Raw genomic sequence first — 20,653 nt, forward strand, 5'->3', positions numbered from 1 at the left:
GGGTAATCAGTATGATTACTTCCGGACAACATTCAATGTATCCTTTACCTCTCCGCACTCCAGCATAGAAGTTGGCAAATAAGGGTTTTTAATTTCACTGCTGGCACTTAACCAGGCTGCACCATTGTTATCCATGGCCATTGGGCAATACTGATAATAAATTACCTCTCTGTCGAACTGTACTTTCTTAATCAGTGTTGTCATTTGCTCTGTCAATAGCTGAAATGCTTTTCTTTTTTCTTCCAGTAAAGTTTCTCCTTTTAGACCAATCAGTTCAGCTTGCAGTGATTCAGTTAGTACTCCTGCTTCAGATTTAATGCTATCTGCGCTAATTTCATTCAATGGAATAACTGAAAGGGTCTTGGCAAACCGTTCAGCCGCTGTATCCACCTTACTGATATTTTCCTCTATAAATGCATCTTTTAAAGCGTAGTATGCTGTAAGAGAGGCGCTAAATGCTGTATTAAATGTATCTGAATGATTGGAACTGTTGCTTGCAATGACCGGAACAGCCTGATTTTCGTCACCCTGCTTTTGCTCTCCGCAGGCAATTAAGATGATAGCAATTGAGACAGAAACCAAATATTTCATATAAAAGACTTTAGAAAACAAATCTACTGCAATTTCATTTTGGAGCTCAATCCAATTACCTTTGCACGCAAAATAAGGGCAAATGCTAATTGGATTTCAGAATGTAACTTTTGAGTTTGGGGCAAGAACCATTGTAGCGGATGCTACCTGGCATATTCAACCCGGAGATAGAATTGGACTGGTAGGTTACAACGGAACAGGCAAGTCAACCCTATTGAAAGTGCTTGTTGGTGAATATACCCCATCAAAAGGTACGGTTGAGAAGAGCAGGGAAACCACTATCGGGTATTTACACCAGGACTTATTAAGCTTTGACACGCATGACTCTATTACAGAAGTTGCATTAGGCGCTTTTGAAAGAGTACGTCAACTGGAAAAAGAAATAGAGCAACTGGGTATTGAATTGGAAAAAAATCCGGAAGACGAAGCTTTATTACTTAAGTATACAGACAGTTTACATGAAATGGATGTGCTGGATGGATACAATATTCATCATAAGGCAGAGGAAGTATTGCACGGTCTTGGATTTTCGAATGAAGATTTACAAAAACCATATCAGCAATTCAGCGGTGGATGGAGAATGCGCGTATTACTGGCAAAAATGATTCTTCAACAACCCGATGTTTTGCTACTGGATGAACCTACCAATCACCTTGATCTACCTTCTATTGAATGGTTGGAAAAATACCTGGTACATTATAAGGGTAGCGTAGTAATTGTAAGCCATGATAAATTCTTTTTGAATAGAATGGTCAATAAAATTGTAGAGTTGTACCAGCAACAACTACATATTTATTCAGGCAATTACGAGTTTTATGAAACAGAGAAAGCCATTCGGATAGAAATGCAACAAAAGGCTTTCGAAAATCAGCAAGATTACATACGCCAGCAGGAAAGATTCATAGAACGATTTAAAGCAAAAGCTAGTAAAGCTGCTCAGGCACAAAGTGTGCAGAAGCGTCTGGATAAATTGGAAAAAATTGAAGACGTTCAATTGGAAAGGCCCAATATGCGTATCAATTTTCAATTGGAAAAAGTACCAGGTAAAATACTGGTAACCCTGAAAGAAGTTACCAAAAAATTTGGAGAACTAACTATCGTTGAACATGGTTCTGCAGAAATAGAGAGAGGAGATAAAATTGCTTTAATTGGTGCCAACGGAAAGGGAAAGTCAACCTTACTACGTATGATTGCAGGTACAGAAACTTTCAGCGGAGAAAGGGTTTGGGGCCATAACGTGGAAGAAAGTTTTTATGCACAACATCAATTGGAAGCTCTAACCTTGTCTAACAACATTTTAGAAGAATTACAACAGTGTGGCAGTAAAAAGACAGATGTTGAATTAAGAAGTCTTTTGGGATCCTTCTTATTCAGCGGGGACGATGTTGATAAAAAAATCAGGGTATTAAGTGGTGGAGAGAAAGCTCGAGTTGCATTGGCCAAAACCATTGTAAGCAGAGGAAACTTTTTAATTCTAGATGAACCTACCAACCACCTTGATATGCACTCTGTAGAGCTTCTTGCGGAAGCATTAAATAAATACGAAGGATCTTATATCCTGGTAAGCCACGACCGTTATTTTATTTCGATGACTGCAAACAAAATCTGGGAAATAGTAGATCATCAGATCAAAGAATTTAAAGGTACTTATCAGGAATGGGTTGAGTGGAACGAAAGGATGGAGAAACAGAAAAAAACAACAATTGTTGAGTCAAAAGAAACGATTAAACCAATGGTAAAAGCTGAACCCGTTAAACCTATTGAGAGCAGCATAAAATCGAGCCAACCTATTAATAAAGAAATACAGAAGGAATTACAAAAGAACCAGCGAAAACTGGCACAAGTTGAAACAGATTTGAATAAAGCGCAGGAAGAACAGAAACAGATTGAATTAGATCTGGCCAACCCTGACACGTATACCAATGCTACAAAATTTACTGAACTGGAAGCAGCATACAAATCTGTCAAGAATAGAATTACAGCGCTGAATCAAGACTATGAATCCCTGTTTGAGACTGTGATGGAACTCGAGAAAAAAGTTTAGCCTGTAAGGGGTATTTCCCTTCAAAAAGAACAGCCCTTCTTGGGGAGGGCTGTTAGTATAAAATCGTTTTAACTATTTTTCTGTAGGATTCCGCTTTCCTGCCAATAGTTTTTCCAAAGCCGTTTCTAATCTTCTCTTACGTGTTTCTTCTTTCTTTGCACCCTCTATCCAGTTAACATATTCTTTTTGATTGGTAAATGAAAGAGAAGTGAAAAATTCTTTGGCTTCTTCATGTGTAGTGAACAAACGATCCAGTTCAACTGGCGCTTTAACCAAACGCTTTTCGAAATCTACTCCATTAACCGCCAATTTGGCTTCTGAAAAATTTCTGTCTTTATTGGGAATCTGATCAGTCTTCTTGAATCGCATAGCACTCCAAACATGGTCTAATGCAACCTGTCGAACGCATTCATAATTTTGTTTGGTTAAGCAATCCCAGCTACAATCTCTGTTTAAATCAGACGCAATTTTGCTTGTCTTCTTTGGATATGCTACCCATAATTTGCTTTCATTATGCAAAGCAGGAATAACTTCTTTTAATACATTTTTCAACTGCAACTCACTCAAAGCGAATACCAATGCAAAATCCACCTTCTTACTTTTTAATAAGGGTGTAACATTCTTGGCATAAGTAAGTTTTGCAAACTGCTTTTCGATGGATGAGGGCAAACCTTGAATTATGAGATTCTTCTCGTCCTTAAGCTGAAGTTTTTCGAGTAGCGTTTGATTCGACATGCTTTGAAGGATTTTGTTACAATAAAGATTGCAAAGTTAAAAAAATGTTACGACTTTTTATAGTAATTCTGAAGGGTACTGGCCATGATTTTCTCAAGCGCAGCAATCCTTTCAGCATCACTTGGGTGTGTGCTTAACAAAGAAGGTGTACTTCCTCCACCTGTTGCGGAAGACATCCTATTCCAGAAAGCTATGGCTTCCCGGGGATCATATCCGGCAAGTGCGGAGAACATTAATCCGAAACGATCTGCTTCCAACTCGTTGCTTCTGCTGAAAGCAGGCATAATGGTTCCGGAAGCAATTCCGTAGGAGGTATTAAAAATTTCCTGCGTTAGCTGTGGTTTACTGGATAAAGCTATTGACAGGCCTGCCCCCAGACCCTGCTGTAATAATCCCTGGCTCATCCGCTCACTACCGTGTCTTGCTAGCGCATGGGCAATTTCATGTCCCATTACAACAGCTAGTCCCGCTTCATTTTTAGTGACTGGTAAAATACCTGTATACACTACGATTCTGCCACCAGGCATACACCAGGCATTCATTTGTTTGTCATTTACCAGATTGATTTCCCAACTGTATCCTGCAAGTTCCTGGCTGAGTCCTTTTTGCTCATAATAAGCCTTTATCGCTTTAACGATATTCTCTCCCACTCGCTTAACCATCAAAGCTTCTGCAGTTCCAGTAACCAGTTTATTAGTCTGAATAAAAGACTTGTATTGCGTAGCAGCAAGTGATTGGGCCTCTGATTCAGGAACCAGACTTAGTTGTTTTCTTCCGGTTATCGCATTTCGCTGACAACCGGTAATACTTGTCAATAACAAGATTATTGCTGCTATGCTCCAAAAAAGTTTTTTCATGAAATCTGCCTTGTATACACAATTACTTTCCGCTTCTATTTTTATCCCTTGATTTAAATAAAGGGATTTTACTTTCTGTACCTCTTAAAATTCTTCCGATATTTTTTTGGTGAGTCAGTACCACCATCAGTGCTACGAGTACAGCAAAAATTCGATATAAAGTTTCTTTCTCGTTGAAAATGAACAGGATAAATACCATAAAAGATACACCTGCCAGGATTGAACTTAAAGAAACGAATCGGGTTAAGTACAATGCAATCAGAAAAACCCCTACACAACACAAAGCCACCAAGGGCTGTATTGCTACGGCCATCCCAAGCAAAGTAGCAACCCCCTTTCCTCCTCTGAATCCAGCCCAAATAGGGAATATATGTCCCAATACAGCAGCCAGACCCAAACCAATCATAAAATTGGTTCTATCCCACTCATCGGTTAAATAATAAGGTAGTAAAATATAGAGGGAGGTGGCAATAATTCCTTTTAACACATCTACGGCCATTACAATGGTACCCCATTTGGAACCCAGTACTCTAAAAGTATTGGTAGCACCGGCATTACCACTACCATAGTCTCGTATATCTATTTTGAAATAATACTTACTAATCCAAATTGCAGTTGGCACTGAACCAATTAAATAGGCCAACAAAATCAATAAAACTTCGTTCATGTACGTATAATTGGGGGCACAAAGATAAACTATTTATCTAAGTTAATGATTTCTTAACATAAAAACGAACCAATTAGGCTAAAAATTGTATGGCAACCCACCCGTCTTTTTCCTGTGTTTTCAGGTATTGAAACCCCTTTTTATTAAATAGTTTTACCATATCTTCCTCATCAGATTTTAATAATCCGCTAATAATCAATATGCCTCCTGTTTGGGTGATCATAAACAGTGCTGAGGCATTCTGCTCTAATATATGTCGATTGATATTGGCAATTACGACATGGTAGGCAGTGTCTGTTTTAAGTTGATCGGCCAGTTCAACCTGAATATTGGTACATTGATTAACCTTGATATTCTCTTCTGTATTTTCAATGCACCAGGGATCATTGTCTATCGCCAGTACATTAGCAGCTCCTAATTTTTCGGCAAGAATGGCCAGGATTCCAGTTCCTGTTCCAAAATCAAACACCTGTTTGTTTTTACAATCAATATGCTGCATCAGCTTCATGACTGAATAAGTAGTCCCATGATGTCCGGTTCCAAAACTCATTTTAGGTGTAATAATCAATTCGTACTCCACTTCCTCAAACGGCGGATGAAATCCCGCCCTTACTCCTACAAAATTCTCTACTTGCATTGGGCTGAAATTGGATTCCCAGAGTATATTCCAGTTCTGCTTTTCAATAACCGAATAGGTAAATGTGAACTGATATGTTTTCCCTAATTCCGCTAATGCCTCTTCGTCAAAATTATCTGCAGCGATATAGGCTTTTAATGAATCAGATTCCTCCTGAAATCCATCATATCCCAACCCTGCCAGTTCCGCAACAAAAATATCTGACTGATCTTCCTGCAATCCTTTTAGGGAAATATCCACTTCAATGTATTTGCTATCTTTCATACTTGCAATTTAAATACCTAAATAAATAGTAAAATAAAAGCCTATAAAATAACAATGGCCCTTACGGGCCATTGCAATATTCACATTGAACAATTATCCTTCTTTATTAGGATTGTTCTCTTTTGGTTTCTGTTCAGGACGAGGCATTAAGGCCTTACGGCTTAATTTGAACTTACCAGTCTTTGGATCAAGACCTACCAGCTTAACTTTCACCATATCTCCTTCCTTAAATAATCCATCCATAGACTCGAGGCGGCTCCAGCTAATTTCGCTGATATGCAACAAGCCCTGCTTTCCTGGCATGAATTCAACAAAAGCTCCAAATTCTTTAATTCCTTTCACCGGTCCTTCATATACATCTCCAACTTCTGGAATAGCCGTAATCCCCTTGATCCATCTAACCGCATTGTCTAAACTATCTTTAGAAGCAGAGAAGATGCTTACTTCACCCATATTTCCTACTTCTTCAATATTTACAGTTGCGCCAGTTTCACGTTGAATTTCCTGGATTACTTTACCACCTGGTCCAATAACTGCACCAATGAATTCCTTGTCAATAATTAACTTCACCATCCTTGGAGCATGTGGCTTCACTTCTGGTCTGTGAGCTGGAATACACTCGTACATAGCATCCAAAATATGTAAACGGCCTTTTTTAGCCTGTGCCAATGCTTCACGCATTACTTCCATGCTTAGTCCGTCTACTTTAATATCCATCTGTACACCGCAAATTCCATCACGGGTTCCGGTTACTTTAAAGTCCATATCGCCCAAATGATCTTCATCACCTAGGATATCAGTTAGAATGGCATACTTCCCATCTTCACGGGTAATCAATCCCATTGCTACACCACTTACATGCTTAGGCATTGGAACACCTGCGTCCATTAAAGCAAGTGAACCGGCACAAACAGTTGCCATGGAAGAAGATCCATTACTTTCAAGAATATCACTTACAATACGAACAGTGTAAGGGAAATCCAAAGAAGCCGGCATCATTTGCTTTAATGAACGTTGCGCCAGATTACCGTGACCTACTTCTCTTCTGCCCACACCGCGCATCATTTTCACTTCACCTGTAGAGAATGGAGGGAAATTGTAGTGCAGAAAAAACTTGGAGTATTCAGACTTCGCAGCAGTTTCAGCCAGCAATTCATCTAATTTGGTACCGAAAGTAACAGTAGTCAATGATTGAGTTTCGCCTCTGGTAAACAAAGCAGATCCGTGTGGAGTTGGAAGTGGTTCTACTTCCATAGCCAATGGTCTTACCTGATCTAGCTGACGTCCGTCTAAACGAATACGATCTTCCAGAATCATGTTTCTAACTACTTCCCATTTAAGGTCTTCGTAGTATTTCTTTGCTAATTTCTTTTGCAAATCAGTAACATCTTCAGGTAATGCAGCCATTACTTCATCCTTCAATGCTGCATACGCATCTGTACGTTCGTGCTTGGCAGAACCATTTCTTGAAATCTGATATACACGGTCTTTTGCAAAACTGTAAACCAATTCCTTGATTTGTTCGTCCTGCTCAGGCTTTTTATAATCACGTTTTCCAGTTACGCCTTTCTTATCTCTTAAATCGGCCTGTGCCTTAATTTGAACACGAATAGCTTCATGCGCTATTTCTAACACTTTTACCAATTCTTCTTCAGAACATTCTTTGGCTTCTCCTTCCACCATCATCAAGTTCTTCTCAGTAGCCGCAATTACAAACTCGTAATCTGCATTGGCCAATTCTGATCGGGTCGGATTTATTATGACAACACCATTTACTTTAGCAATTCTTACTTCAGATATAATTTCCTTAACGGGAATATCAGAAACAGCTAAAGCCGCAGATGCTGCTAAACAAGCAAGCGAATCCGGCATTACTTCTGCATCACTTGAAATTAAAGTAACCAGTACCTGAACATCACAGAAATAATCTTCAGGAAACAATGGCCTTAATGCTCTATCAATTAATCGGCTCGTTAAAATTTCGTAATCATTTAAGCGAGCTTCTCTTTTGAAAAATGAACCAGGGACACGTCCTGCAGAGGCAAATTTTTCTTGGTAATCTACACTCAAAGGAAAAAAGTCCTGCCCTTCTTTAGGGTCTTTATTCGCAACAACAGTTGCCATGATAATGCAGTCTCCCTGCTGAACAGTAACTGCTCCGTCTGCCTGACGAGCCAGCTTACCTGTTCCAATGGTTACCTGACGCTTCTCGTCCAGGTTAAATTGAACACTTATTGGTTGTGATAACATATGCTTTAAAATGTAGTTGACCGGGCATTCTTTATTGCCCATCACCTGTTTGATTGGTAAAATGTAAGATACAGGATAAAACAACTATTCCCAACTACAAAAACTTGTGAGTTGGGAATGGCTTTATAACATGTCTGCAGAATTATTTTCTCAGACCTAATTTTTCGATTAATGCACGGTATCCTGTAAGGTTGTGCTTCTGCATATAAGATAATAAACGCTTACGCTGACCTACCATCATCATCAGGCCACGCTGAGTTGAATGATCGTTCTTGTTAGCTTGCAAATGCTTTGAAATGTGCGAAATACGCTCTGTCAATAAAGCGATTTGCGCTTCAATAGAACCTGTGTTAGTAGCTTTTCCACCAAATTCAGCAAAAATGCTGGCTTTCTTTTCTGTAGTTAAATAAGGCATCTCTAAATTTTTAAATAGACTCCGGAATTAGACTCTTTCTTTTTTTTCGGTGCAAAAGTACCAATTTTCCTGAAAATAGACAAATTATATGATTTTTTTTAAAACCCTTCGGGAGAGGTGGGCCAAAGCAGGTATTTGAAGACCAAACAGACATAAATTAATGCAGTTATGCAGGGCAAAAAATAATAATTTGTGTATCTTCCCACTTTAATACCTCTACTAACCTGTATATGTTCGCAGTAACCATTTTAGGAAACAATTCTGCCTTGCCAGCCTATGACAGGCATCCAAGTGCTCAAATTGTTACCATTTACGACCAATTATTGTTAATCGACTGCGGAGAGGGTACCCAGATGCAATTGTCAAGGTATAAAATCAGAAGAGGAAAACTCAATCATATTTTTATTTCTCACTTACACGGGGATCATTATTTTGGATTAATTGGTTTAATAAGCAGCATGGCCTTGCTAAACAGGGAACAGCCCCTCCACTTATTTGCACCTGCCGGATTACAGGAAATTATTCAACTGCAACTCAGCGTAGCATCTACCACCCTGCCTTTCCCTTTGATTTTTCATCCCCTGGAAAAAGAGGGAATTATTCTGGATGAATCAAAATTTACAGTAGAAACTTTTCAAACCCAACACAGAATTCCCTGCTGGGGCTTTTTAATCAGGGAAAAAAAAGAGCCCAGAAAAATTGACAAAGAAAAAGCCGTTCAGCATCATATACCTTCCGCCTATTATCAATCTTTAAAAGCAGGTTATGATTATACGGCAAAAGACGGTACGGTTATTTACAATGACCAGGTAACTGTAACCAATAGCCCTGCTAGAAGTTATGCGTATTGTGCAGACACGTTATATGATGAAAGATTAGCCAACATAGCCAAAGATGTAACCATGATTTATCATGAAGCAACTTATTTGAATGGAATGGAAGAAAGAGCAGCTGCCAGGTTTCACAGCACCACTGCGCAGGCAGCCACCATTGCTTTAAAAGCAAATGCAGGAGGATTATTGCTGGGGCACTTCAGTAGTAAGTTCGAAGAATTGCATGATTACCTAAAGGAAGCACTAGAAGTATTTCCCCATACCCAGCTTGCCATAGAGGGAGTAACTTTTAAAATATGAAAAAGCAACTTCCTCTTGTTTGTTTTTTTATTGCTTTTATCTTTATTTCATCTCAGTCAAAAGCTCAGTATCAAAAAGAAATTGATAGTTTAAAAGCAATCATTCCAACGGTAATAAAAGATACGGTGCAATTAAACAAACTTGCTCAACTTGCCTTTTATCAATCTTTTACTGATTCTGTAAATACATTTAAAAACACACAGCAAATTCAACAGTTATCTGCTAAATGGAACTATAAACCCGGTTTAGCGGCAGCACTTAGAGCCAATGCCAACTTTTTTATTGTAAAACGTGTTCCCCAAAAAGCATTGCCTTACTTAATTCAGGAATCACTAATCTGGCAACAAATCAAAAGACCCATTGAAGTTGCTGCCAATCATGCAATGTTAGGCCAGTGCTATACTTTGTCTGCTGATTATTCAATGGCAACTGAACAATTCAATAAGGCAGAACAGCTTTACAAGCAACTGAATGACCAAAAATCACTCGGCGCTTTGTATCATAATGCAGGAACTATGCTAACAGAAAAAACGGAACCTAAGCTGGCATTGATATACCTAATTAAATCACTTGAAATTCAAGAGCAATTAAAAGACACTAAAACAATTGGTTTAACACAAAATAATATCGGAAGGCTATTTTATCAAACCAAGAATTATCCTAAAGCCATTGAATACTTTCAGAAAGCCATCATTTCGAACAGTTTAATTAAGGATTGGAGAAATTTAGGAATTGCCCATGTAAATCTGGCGAATGTTTATGTAGAGATGAATGATTATTCTACGGCTATGCGGGAATTGAATGAAAGCATTGACAATTTTACAAAAGTTGATTTTAAAAGAGGGCTGCAGGTTGTCTATAATAATCTTGGGGCGATGAATATCCGTCAGAAAAACTATGTAGCAGCTATTCCTCTATTACAAAAAGGACTTGAGTTGGCAAAAATGAATCAATCCACTGCTGGAGTGGCATTGATTGAACAAAATATTGGTTACGCGCTCTATCTTTCTAATCAATACGAGAAGGCTTTGGAATGGTTTACAAAAGCCGAAAAAACTGCTATTGAATCAAAGGCAGATGAATATACTTTTGGCGAAATCTATAATCACCGGGCTTCATTGGATTCTGCAATGGGTAATTATAAATCAGGGTTGGAGTTTCGAACAAAATTCGTTGCCATCAACGAAAAATTCATGGGGAATAAAGTCATTAAAGAAGTCAATGAACTACAAACCAAATATGAAACACAGAAAAAAGAATATACCATCTCACTATTGAATAAATCGGATTCTATCAAGTCTTTAACCATTTCTAACCAGCAATTGGCCATCAACCAGAACTTGTTTAAAATTGCAGAACAAAAATTAAAACTTGCAGATGCAAACCTGCAAATTGTATTAGATAGCTTATTACTAAGTGAACAAAATAAAAAAATATTACAAGCTCAGCTGGACTCAAGTATTAGTGAAGAAAAAATAAACAGATTAAGTGAGCAAAATAAAATTAAAGCACTGGAAGTAGCTAGGAAAAACAATCAAATTGTCATTGCACTTATAAGCATAGGGTTAATAGCTCTTTTTGTTTATTATCTATATAAAAGAAAACAAAATATCCAGATAAGCATTCATCAGAAAGAAATGCTGATTCAGCAGAAAAACGCAACAATAGATATTATTAACGCTGAAGAAAAAGAAAGGAAAAGAATCGCAAGTGATTTGCACGATGGAGTTGGGCAAATGATGTCGGCCGCATATATGAATTTACAGGCTATAAAAGATCAGTTAAATAATATTTCTCCTGATGATGCTGAATTGTTTAACAAATCAATGAGCCTGGTGAAAGAAAGTTGCGACGAAGTAAGACAAGTAAGTCATAATATGATGCCAAACGCGCTATTGGTAAAAGGATTGGCCAAGGCAGTTCAGGAGTTTATTGGTCAAATAAATCAGCGAAACTTAAAAATAAACTTATCAACTGAAGGAATTTTACACGCTCTGCCTTCCCACGTTGAAGGTGTACTTTACAGAGTAATTCAAGAAAGTGTAAATAATGTAATAAAACATGCCATGGCCACTCATTTGGATATTTCCATCAATCAGTCCGAAGATGGTATAGATGTAATGATTGAAGACAATGGAAAAGGGTTTGAAAATGGACTAATTCATAAAGAAGGAATCGGCTTATCCAATATTAAATCAAGGATTCATTATCTTGGAGGAACTGTTGAATGGAATACCAGTTTGGGTAATGGCACACTTGTAGCCATATATATACCATTAACGAAAAAAGTGAATAATAGCAATGATTAAGATTGGAATTGTAGACGACCATCAGATTGTAATAGATGGACTATTAGCACTTTTGAAAAAAGAAGAAAGTATCGAAATTGTACTAACTGCCAATACAGGAAAAGAAACGCTGGATCTCTTATCTATAAAAAAGGTAGATGTATTATTAACTGATGTAATGATGCCAGAAATGAATGGTCTGGAATTAGCTGAAATGGTTAGTATTCTGTATCCGGGTATTAAAATTCTGGCATTAAGCATGAATGGTGAGGGAACTGTAATTGACCAGCTCGTTCAGAAAGCCTCAATCAGCGGCTATTTACTAAAACAAACCAATGCAAAAGAACTTGTACATGCCATACAAAAAATTGCAAGCGGCGGGCAATATTTCCCTGATAATATTTTAGATGCTCTCGAAACCGTTGCACATGTTAAAGAGGAAGTACAGGCAGCACACTTAACACAACGTGAAATTGAAGTCATTTGTTTAATGGAAAAAGACATGTCTAATAAGCAAATAGCCGACCAGTTGAATATTGCTGTAAGAACAGTTGAAACCCACAGAAAAAACATTTTTCGTAAAACCGGAACCAATAATACTTTGTCATTGGTTAAGTGGGCTTATGAACACAAAATCATTTCCTCCTAAAACCCTTTCGGTCTTTTTAAAATCGGCATTCCTTTAGACTCATTGATTACAACGGAAACTTCTGTTGCCTGAATAGGTGAAGGTAATGTAAGAATTCGCTGATTCCCTACTGTTGTAATATCTTCCTGGTGTACCAGCTCCCCATGTAAGGAAAAGCTAATCGTAGCAGAAGCAATCTTCTGACCGTATTTAAGTTGCTCACTTAAAATAATCCCATTAAAAGTGGCTGGTGATTTCAATAAATAAAACCAGGTATACTTTTTTCCGGGTGAGTTTTTATCTGGTCCGGCTTCATTTACCAGTGCAGATTTCAATACATCTTTTTGATATAAGGCATCTATTTTTTGCCTAAGCCCCATTAAGGCTTTCTGATCATTTTCATGAATCAGCCCTCTTGAATCGGGGGGAACATTCAGCAACAGATTGGCTCCTCTCCCAACTGATTTCAGATAAATGTTAAACAATTGTTCTGCTGATTTAACTTTATCATTTTCAGTATCTCTATAAAACCATCCCGGGCGAATACTTACATCCACTTCTGCAGGAATATATTGTGCACCTCTGTAATTACCCGCCCCTAGTGTATCCTGGCTAGGTGCTCCGTGACCTCTCTTAAATCCAGCTGTATCTAGTAAATTCCAATTCGTTGTTCCGGCATATCCACTTTCATTTCCTACCCAACGAATATCGGGTCCAATATCACTGAAAATAACAGTTTGAGGAGAAGCTTTTCTTACAAAATTTTCAAACCGGCTCCAATCGTATTGCTGAACTTTACCATTGGGGCCCTCACCGTTGGCGCCATCCCACCATAATTCCCAGACAGGTCCGTAGTTTTGAAATATTTCTCCTAACATATTTACAAATACATCGTTGTATTTTTCTGTTCCATAATCAGGATGATTTCTATCCCATGGAGAAAGATAAACCCCAAATAGAAGACCTGCTTTTTTACAGGAAGCAGACAATAAAGCCAGGATATCTTTTTTAAAAGCGCTTTCACGAACTGTATGTGTTGAATATTTGCTGGGCCATAAACAAAAGCCATCATGATGTTTTGCTGTTATGATAATTCCTTTGGCACCTGCTTCTTTGGCAATTCTACACCATTGGTCAGTATCCAGTTGTGAAGGATTAAAAATGGAAGTTTTTTCTTTGCCATCTCCCCACTCTTTTCCAGTAAAAGTATTGGGGCCAAAATGCATGAAGAAATAATAATTATTATCATGCCATTTTAACTGTGCACCACTGGGCAAAGGATTTCTGTTTTGTGCACTTAGCGTACTAAAAAAAATAAATATACATATGACTAACCCTTTTATCTGCTTCATTCTTTCCAGTTATTACTCATCCAAATATAGAAAGAAGCAAACTCCTGACGCCAGTATTTTTCGGAATGTTGGGCTATGGGATTAACAACGGTTCTGATTTGTGCATTTTTCTTTTTTTGCATAATACCTGCAATTTTATTCAAATCATTTACCGCATTGGCTTCTTCTTTACCGCCAGTGTAAAAATACATGCGCAGCATTTCCATACCATCCCATTGCTGTGCATCTACTGCTATTTGAGGAGAAATCCAGAAAGAGGGCGAGAAAATTGCTCCCCCTCCAAAAACAGCTGCATATTTCAATTGACCATACCAACTAATAAGCCCTCCCATACTACTACCTGCCAGATACGTATAATCTCTTCCCTTTAACGTTCTGAACTTGTTGTCTATATAAGGTTTCAGCGTTTCTGCTAAAAACTGAAGATATTCATTTCCTTGTCCCTTGCCATACTGAAAATGATCATATGGATTGTATTCATTGATTCTTTTTGCACCGCCATGATCAATACCCACCACAATACACTCTTTTAGTCCTTTTCGTTGTAAGCTGTCAAGACATTCATCAATTCCCCATTCATCCGCAAATGCTGTTTTTTCATTGAATAAATTCTGACCATCCTGCATGTATAAAACCGGATATTTTTTATCACTTGTTGAATAGGATTTGGGCAGATAAACCCATATTCTTCTCTTAGTATTCAACTGTGGAATTACAAAAGCCGAATCAAGCATTTTCACTTGAGGGCTGGCTGTAAAAGCCTTCGGCTTTTCAGGATAATCATCTTTCCAGCCTTCAATTACAAACTCATTTGATATATCTCCGTTGACTTCAATGATTCTCTCTGCAATATCTCTGCCATCAGCGGTTGACTCCTGCTTGTTTTGGCCTCTAGAAAATTTGAAGGCATAGGTTCCTGGTGCCATATTGATTAACACAATACTTTTTCTTCCGCCGCTGAATGGCTTCAATTTATATTGTGGATCCTGTGGATTCCAATTATTGAAAGTTCCAGACAAATAAATGTCTTCGTTACTCCGGGTTGCCACACTTGTAACCACAAATCTTGCACTGTATTGCGACAGCAAGGTTGAACTCCACAAAACAGATAGTAGCAAAAAATACTTTCTCATGTATTAAAATTAAGAAAAAATAAAAGCCCCGGGACAAACCCGAGGCTTTTAACAATTAGATCTATATGTATTGCCGATACCCTAATAATCAGCGAAAAAAGACTTAAATTAATCTAAAATCTCTGCGTCTTTAGGATAATTAGAACGTGTGAAAACAAAAATTGCATCGGCCAGTTTTGCATTCAGGTTAATATTATTCACGCCTAGCTCCGTAATATTATTGCTTTTATCTACAATGCTCGCTTTAGACAATAAACTTGTCTTTTTATTAAAAAACAGGGTGACTTTTTGAAAATTTTTACGCTTGTCCAAAGGAACCATTTCAATCTCATTAAAACTTCCATTGGTATTTACCAGCTTATAGGAAAAATCTTTATCATATGAACCAGCCAGTAATTTTTGAGGGCTAAGCGTCTGACTACTTTCTTCTACAACAGATTTTGTAATGGTTTTTGCACCATCGTAATTGTACACATTCTTTCCGTCGCAAATTATTTCAGTTTTCCCCTGCTTTAATACATATTTTTCTCCACGCATAAATAGGGATAAAGCTTTATTACCGTTGGATTTCCCTTTACTGGTGAATGATTTTAAGGAAAAGGATGCAGTAATGCCTTTAGACGCTTTTACCTTGGTTCCAAATGCATCTATAACTTTTTTAGCATTGGGATCATTTTGTGCCTGGGCGAATAAGAAAGTACAAAAACTAAATAAAGCGGTTATGTATAATTTATGCATGTAAATCAATTAGGCTGCAAATATACAGCTTCGACCGATTTAGCTCAGTGAGAGTCATTAAAGTTTCGGTAAAATAGCAGCATTATTAGACAAACTATATCATGGTATCAAGAAAACCCTGTAACTCTGAGTCGGTTTTGAACAATACTTCCCTTGCTTTACTTCCCTGATTGGGTCCTACAATACCTGCTGCTTCTAACTGATCCATCAATCTGCCGGCACGGTTATAACCCAGCTTCATTCTTCTTTGGATCAGAGAAGTAGAGCCCATCTGACTGCTAACGATCAGTCTGGCAGCATCTTCAAAAAGGGGATCCCGGTCATTGGCATCAAAATCCTTTCCCTCCATATCTTTTTCATCCGTGTATTCAGGTAATAAAAATGCCTGAGGATATCCTTTCTGATTTCCAATAAAATCACAGACAGCATCTACTTCTGGAGTATCCACAAAAGCACACTGCAAACGGGTAATTTCGCCATTATAGCTTACCAGCATATCCCCTTTTCCTATTAGCTGTTCTGCTCCACCGGCATCCAAAATGGTGCGGCTATCAATTTTGCTGGAAACTTTAAATGCTATTCTTGCAGGGAAATTTGCTTTGATAGTTCCTGTGATAATATTTACAGAGGGACGTTGTGTTGCAATGATCAAGTGTATACCAATAGCTCTTGCCAGCTGGGCCAGTCGGGCAATCGGCATCTCTACTTCTTTTCCGGCTGTCATAATCAAATCTGCAAATTCATCTACTACCAGCACAATAAAGGGCAGATACTGATGGCCTTTTTCAGGATTCAGTTTTCTGGCAGTGAATTTCTCATTGTACTCCTTGATATTTCTGCAACCCGCTTCTTTTAATAAATCATATCGGTTATCCATTTCAATGCAAAGGGCATTTAATGTGTAAACCACTTTTTTAGTATCCGTAATAATAGACTCTTCTTCTCCGGGTAATTTTGCCAGAAAGTGTTTTTCTATAACACGGTACAAACTCAGTTCTACTTTTTTAGGATCAACCAGTACAAACTTTAGCTGAGAGGGATGTTTCTTATACAACAATGAAACCAGAATGGCATTTAATCCTACAGATTTACCTTGACCAGTTGCCCCCGCCATCAACAAGTGAGGCATAGTAGCCAAATCAACAATGAAATTATCGTTGTCAATTTTCTTACCAATTGCAATAGGTAATGAAAAATTACTATTCTGAAATTTCTCACTTGCCAGCAATGTTTTCATACTCACCACCGTCTTCCTTACATTGGGAACTTCTATTCCAATTGTTCCTTTTCCGGGAATGGGAGCAATAATACGTATACCTAATGCAGCCAAACTTAAGGCTATATCATCTTCTAGATTTTTAATACGACTGATTCGAACGCCAGGTGCAGGAACAATTTCATACAAAGTGACCGTTGGTCCTACAGTTGCTGCTATTCGCTGTATAGCAATATCATAGTTTTTCAGGGTAGCTATGATTTGATTTTTATTGGTTTCCAGCTCGGCAGGATCATGCACAATTTTTTCACTACCATGCGTTTCTAGTAAATCTAAACCCGGATATTTATAGTTTTTTAAATCAAGGGTAACATCATATTTGGTTGCAAGGCTTCCTACGGTTGCAGCTATACTTTCTGCTTCAGCTTCAGTAACTACAGCAGGCTGTTCCTTGATTTCCAGCTCAAGCTCTTCTGTATCTTCCGGAATTTCCTCTTCTTCTAAGGCTTCCTCCTCTTCTGTCATTTCTTCCAGCTCATTTTCCTCAATCAGTTCATCGTCTTCTTCAGCGCTAAACGCCAGTTCTTCCTGCGATGTTGGCTCAAGATGTAAATCCAACAATTCACCAGTTGTATCATCCTCTTTTTCAACAACATCAAATTGATGCATTGGATTGGCGGGTTGCTCCGTGGCTGGCATAATAACTGAAACTGCGCTGGTTTCATTTTTTAATTTGTTTTTACTAACCAGTAAATCAGCTTCTTCCTCATCCAATGAATTTTCGGAGAGCGTTGCTGAATCCCTTACATCTTCTGCTTCATATTGCATGTCTGCTTGCCCGGAAATGGGCGCTTCTGCTGCTAAATTCTTAACCATTGTATCATCCGGAGCATTTGCATTCCATTTCCACTCCGGAAGAGAAAATACAGGATTAAATCTCCAGATAAAATAACTGAATAGTGTAAGTAGCAATAGGGCTCCGGTACCAATACGACCAATCCATTTCTCCATCCACTCATTCAGGTATTCTCCTACTGCACCACCCCATGAAAACTCAGCCCCCTTTGACACAAATGCACTGGCCATACTAAATACAACTAGGCCTACTAATACATATTTGCCGTTTCGCAAAAGCCTGAAGACCTTTTTGCTAAACAATAGATTAACACCAACCACAAAAAAAACGGTACAAAACAAATAAGAAGCAATTCCAAACCCATTGTACCACAAAGTATGTGATATATAGGCACCTAATACACCTAATAAATTATTGACCCTTACATCATCTGTAGAAAATATCTGAACCCCGAATTGTTGAACTTTATCCTGGTCTTCCTGCCATGTAAACAAATAGGATGTGAAAGCAATGAAAAGGAATCCCGCCAATAATAAACATATAGATCCGATAATCTTCTCGGTTCTTTCATCCTTTACCACTTCTGCAACAGATACAGTAGCATCTTTATCTGGATTCAATTCTTCCGGATCCGGAGGTGGTGGCGTCTTTTTTCTTAGGGTATTTGCCATGTATCAAATATACTGTTTGCCTACCCTTTTCGAGTTAGTTGAACTACAATGTGCAAAAATGCCTGGGGCGCGCTCAGTTTTCCACTATCCGTTGTAACGATAGACAGAAATAGCCAGCCAAACCCATGCCAGAACCAGTAATAATCCCCCGATAGGGGTAATAGCGCCTAACCAATAAAATTGATTGTATCCTGCGATCTGTAAAAATGTAAGTAAGTAAAGCGAACCAGAAAAAATAGCCATGCCGGCAATAAACATTTTGCCACTTACAATTACCCCATTTACAGGGAAATGAGCATACAATAAGGCCGTTAACAATAATGCAAAAACATGGTAGAACTGATATTTAACAGCTGTTTCATATGTAGTGAGCTGAGCAGGTGAAGCCAGACTCTTCAATCCATGTGCACCAAAAGCACCAAGGCCTACCGCAACTGCACCTAAAACGGAGGCAGTAATAATAAATCCTTTATGCATATTCTTTAATTTTTAATAAAAGGCTTTTCAGATTTATCTGGTTGCCACTAAGTCTGATTTTTGCCAAATTATAAAATGGTGTTCTGTCTGTCAGTTGTCTTTCAAGATAACGTTGAAGGCCCACTTCATCCAAGTTCTTTAACAATGGGCGATTGGCAGTTTCATTTTTCAGCCTTTCGGTTAATACTGATACGGGCTCATCCAGCCAAATAGTTATTCCCTGCTGATTCATCCATTCCATATTTTGATGAAAACAGGGTGTTCCCCCGCCAGTTGCCAGTACAAAAGATTTTTTTTCTCCGAACCATTTCAGAATTTTAGCTTCCGTTTTTCTGAAATAAATTTCTCCTTCACGCTCAAATATTTCCGGAATACTAGCTTCTTCAATTGCAACAATCAACTGGTCCAGATCATACGCAGTTAACTTAAGTTTGGCAGCTAGTTCGTTTTTCCAGAACGTTTTACCACTGCCCATTAACCCAAGTAAAAAAAGCTTCATTATTTGAAGGCGTTATATCCTGTTACATCCATACCTGTAATTAGCAAATGAATATCGTGTGTTCCTTCATAAGTAATTACACTTTCCAGATTCATCATATGACGCATAATGCTATACTCGCCGGTAATTCCCATACCACCTAGCATTTGACGGGCATCTCTAGCGATATTGGTTGCAATTTCGCAACTATTTCTTTTAGCCATACTTACTTGTTGTGGAGTAGCTTTGCCTTCATTCATCAATACCCCAAGTCTCCAAACCAGCAACTGCGCTTTAGTAATTTCTGTGATCATTTCAGCTAGTTTCTTTTGCTGCAATTGAAATCCTCCAATAGGTCTGTCAAACTGCTGACGTTCCATGCTATAACGCAATGCAGTGTCATAACAATCCATTGCAGCGCCCAATGCTCCCCAGGCAATACCATATCTGGCTTTGGTTAAACATCCCAGAGGGCCTTTTAATCCTTTTACATTCGGTAAAATATTTTCTTTGGGAACTTTTACATTATCAAATACCAATTCGCCGGTTGCACTGGCTCTCAAACTCCATTTGCCATGAGTGGTTGGCGTAGAAAATCCTTCCATGCCTCTTTCTACTATTACTCCCTGGATTTCATTTTGCTCATTTCTTGCCCAAACAACAGCCACTGTTGCATAAGGAGCATTACTGATCCACATTTTGGCTCCGTTCAGAATAACATGATCTCCAGCGTCTTTAATATTGGTAGTCATACCTGCAGGGTTACTACCATGATCGGGCTCGGTTAATCCAAAACAACCCAACCATTCCCCTGATGCCAATTTTGGCAGATACTTATTTCTTTGTGCTTCATTACCATAAGCATAAATCGGATACATTACTAGACTTCCCTGAACAGATGCCGTGCTTCTAACACCGCTATCTCCTCTCTCTAATTCCTGCATCATTAATCCGTAACTAATATAATCCAGACCGCCTCCACCATATTGCGTTGGAACTGTTGGGCCAAAACAACCCAATTCCCCTAATTGTGCTACAATTTGCTCTGGAAAAGCTGCACGCTGTGCATACTCTTCTATGATTGGCGAAATATCTTTCTTTACATATGCTCTTACCGTGTCTCTGATTAGTTTGTGTTCTTCACTTAACAATTCATCTAACTGGTAATAATCAGGGGATTGAAACAAATCTGTTCTGGCAGCCATGTTTGAAGTTTGAATCTT

General features: G+C 38.3%; 18 protein-coding genes. 4 read left to right on the forward strand and 14 right to left on the reverse strand.

The features are described from left to right. Positions 1-15: 15 nt before the first annotated feature. The gene (locus tag TEGAF0_RS03425) at positions 16-591 is read right to left on the reverse strand and encodes a DUF3347 domain-containing protein (RefSeq protein WP_264900056.1); all 576 of its coding nucleotides are present in this window, start codon (positions 589-591) and stop codon (positions 16-18) included. 82 nt (positions 592-673) lie between these two features. Between TEGAF0_RS03425 and TEGAF0_RS03430 the strand changes: the two genes are divergently transcribed. Beyond that, positions 674-2,635 carry an ABC-F family ATP-binding cassette domain-containing protein gene (locus TEGAF0_RS03430; RefSeq protein ID WP_264900057.1) on the forward strand — a complete coding sequence of 654 codons (1,962 nt, stop codon included), beginning with the start codon at positions 674-676 and terminating at the stop codon, positions 2,633-2,635. A 72-nt stretch (positions 2,636-2,707) separates the two neighbouring features. Here TEGAF0_RS03430 and TEGAF0_RS03435 read toward each other — a convergent pair whose 3' ends face one another. From TEGAF0_RS03435 to rpsO, 6 genes are all read right to left on the reverse strand, one after another. Beyond that, positions 2,708-3,370, reverse strand: a complete 663-nt coding sequence (locus tag TEGAF0_RS03435) for a YdeI/OmpD-associated family protein (RefSeq protein ID WP_264900059.1) — start codon at positions 3,368-3,370, stop codon at positions 2,708-2,710. A 47-nt stretch (positions 3,371-3,417) separates the two neighbouring features. Then, positions 3,418-4,227, reverse strand: a complete 810-nt coding sequence (locus TEGAF0_RS03440; RefSeq protein ID WP_264900061.1) for a M48 family metallopeptidase — start codon at positions 4,225-4,227, stop codon at positions 3,418-3,420. 22 nt (positions 4,228-4,249) lie between these two features. After that, a complete protein-coding gene (gene plsY, locus TEGAF0_RS03445) occupies positions 4,250-4,894 on the reverse strand; it encodes a glycerol-3-phosphate 1-O-acyltransferase PlsY (protein WP_264900062.1) in 645 nt (214 codons plus the stop codon). Positions 4,895-4,967: 73 nt separating this feature from the next. After that, entirely contained in the window at positions 4,968-5,795 is an 828-nt protein-coding gene (gene prmA, locus TEGAF0_RS03450; RefSeq protein WP_264900064.1) for a 50S ribosomal protein L11 methyltransferase, read from the reverse strand. Positions 5,796-5,888: 93 nt separating this feature from the next. Further along, a complete protein-coding gene (gene pnp / locus TEGAF0_RS03455; protein ID WP_264900065.1) occupies positions 5,889-8,045 on the reverse strand; it encodes a polyribonucleotide nucleotidyltransferase in 2,157 nt (718 codons plus the stop codon). A gap of 142 nt (positions 8,046-8,187) precedes the next feature. Continuing rightward, on the reverse strand, positions 8,188-8,460 hold the full coding sequence (gene rpsO, locus TEGAF0_RS03460) for a 30S ribosomal protein S15 (protein WP_264900067.1): 273 nt from the start codon (positions 8,458-8,460) through the stop codon (positions 8,188-8,190). A 230-nt stretch (positions 8,461-8,690) separates the two neighbouring features. Between rpsO and TEGAF0_RS03465 the strand changes: the two genes are divergently transcribed. The 3 genes from TEGAF0_RS03465 to TEGAF0_RS03475 are packed head-to-tail and all read left to right on the forward strand — an operon-like array spanning position 8,691 to position 12,530. Then, positions 8,691-9,593, forward strand: coding sequence for a ribonuclease Z (locus TEGAF0_RS03465; RefSeq protein WP_264900069.1), 903 nt, complete (start codon positions 8,691-8,693; stop codon positions 9,591-9,593). Continuing rightward, entirely contained in the window at positions 9,590-11,902 is a 2,313-nt protein-coding gene (locus tag TEGAF0_RS03470; protein WP_264900071.1) for an ATP-binding protein, read from the forward strand. The genes TEGAF0_RS03465 and TEGAF0_RS03470 overlap by 4 nt, the downstream gene beginning before the upstream one ends. Continuing rightward, positions 11,895-12,530 (forward strand): response regulator transcription factor, encoded by a 636-nt coding sequence (locus TEGAF0_RS03475; RefSeq protein WP_264900073.1) that lies wholly within the window; start codon positions 11,895-11,897, stop codon positions 12,528-12,530. Before TEGAF0_RS03470 ends, TEGAF0_RS03475 begins: the two co-directional genes overlap by 8 nt. On the opposite strand, the gene TEGAF0_RS03480 is transcribed toward TEGAF0_RS03475, so the two are convergent. The 7 genes from TEGAF0_RS03480 to TEGAF0_RS03510 form a co-directional block, all read right to left on the reverse strand. Further along, positions 12,527-13,861, reverse strand: a complete 1,335-nt coding sequence (locus TEGAF0_RS03480) for an alpha-L-fucosidase (RefSeq protein WP_264900075.1) — start codon at positions 13,859-13,861, stop codon at positions 12,527-12,529. The two genes, TEGAF0_RS03475 and TEGAF0_RS03480, sit on opposite strands and share 4 nt — an antisense overlap. Next, positions 13,858-14,994 (reverse strand): alpha/beta hydrolase, encoded by a 1,137-nt coding sequence (locus tag TEGAF0_RS03485; protein WP_264900082.1) that lies wholly within the window; start codon positions 14,992-14,994, stop codon positions 13,858-13,860. Before TEGAF0_RS03485 ends, TEGAF0_RS03480 begins: the two co-directional genes overlap by 4 nt. A gap of 108 nt (positions 14,995-15,102) precedes the next feature. After that, entirely contained in the window at positions 15,103-15,732 is a 630-nt protein-coding gene (locus TEGAF0_RS03490; protein ID WP_264900084.1) for a LolA family protein, read from the reverse strand. Between the two features lie 94 nt (positions 15,733-15,826). After that, entirely contained in the window at positions 15,827-18,475 is a 2,649-nt protein-coding gene (locus TEGAF0_RS03495) for an FtsK/SpoIIIE family DNA translocase (protein WP_264900085.1), read from the reverse strand. Between the two features lie 84 nt (positions 18,476-18,559). Then, positions 18,560-18,952, reverse strand: coding sequence for a DUF423 domain-containing protein (locus TEGAF0_RS03500; protein WP_264900087.1), 393 nt, complete (start codon positions 18,950-18,952; stop codon positions 18,560-18,562). Beyond that, complete coding sequence (locus TEGAF0_RS03505; RefSeq protein ID WP_264900089.1) at positions 18,945-19,451, reverse strand: shikimate kinase; 507 nt, start codon at positions 19,449-19,451, stop codon at positions 18,945-18,947. The genes TEGAF0_RS03500 and TEGAF0_RS03505 overlap by 8 nt, the downstream gene beginning before the upstream one ends. Beyond that, a complete protein-coding gene (locus TEGAF0_RS03510) occupies positions 19,451-20,635 on the reverse strand; it encodes an acyl-CoA dehydrogenase family protein (RefSeq protein WP_264900090.1) in 1,185 nt (394 codons plus the stop codon). Before TEGAF0_RS03510 ends, TEGAF0_RS03505 begins: the two co-directional genes overlap by 1 nt. Positions 20,636-20,653 lie beyond the last annotated feature (18 nt).

The organism is Sediminibacterium sp. TEGAF015, assembly GCF_025997995.1.
In the GTDB taxonomy this organism is placed as follows: Bacteria; Bacteroidota; Bacteroidia; order Chitinophagales; family Chitinophagaceae; genus Sediminibacterium.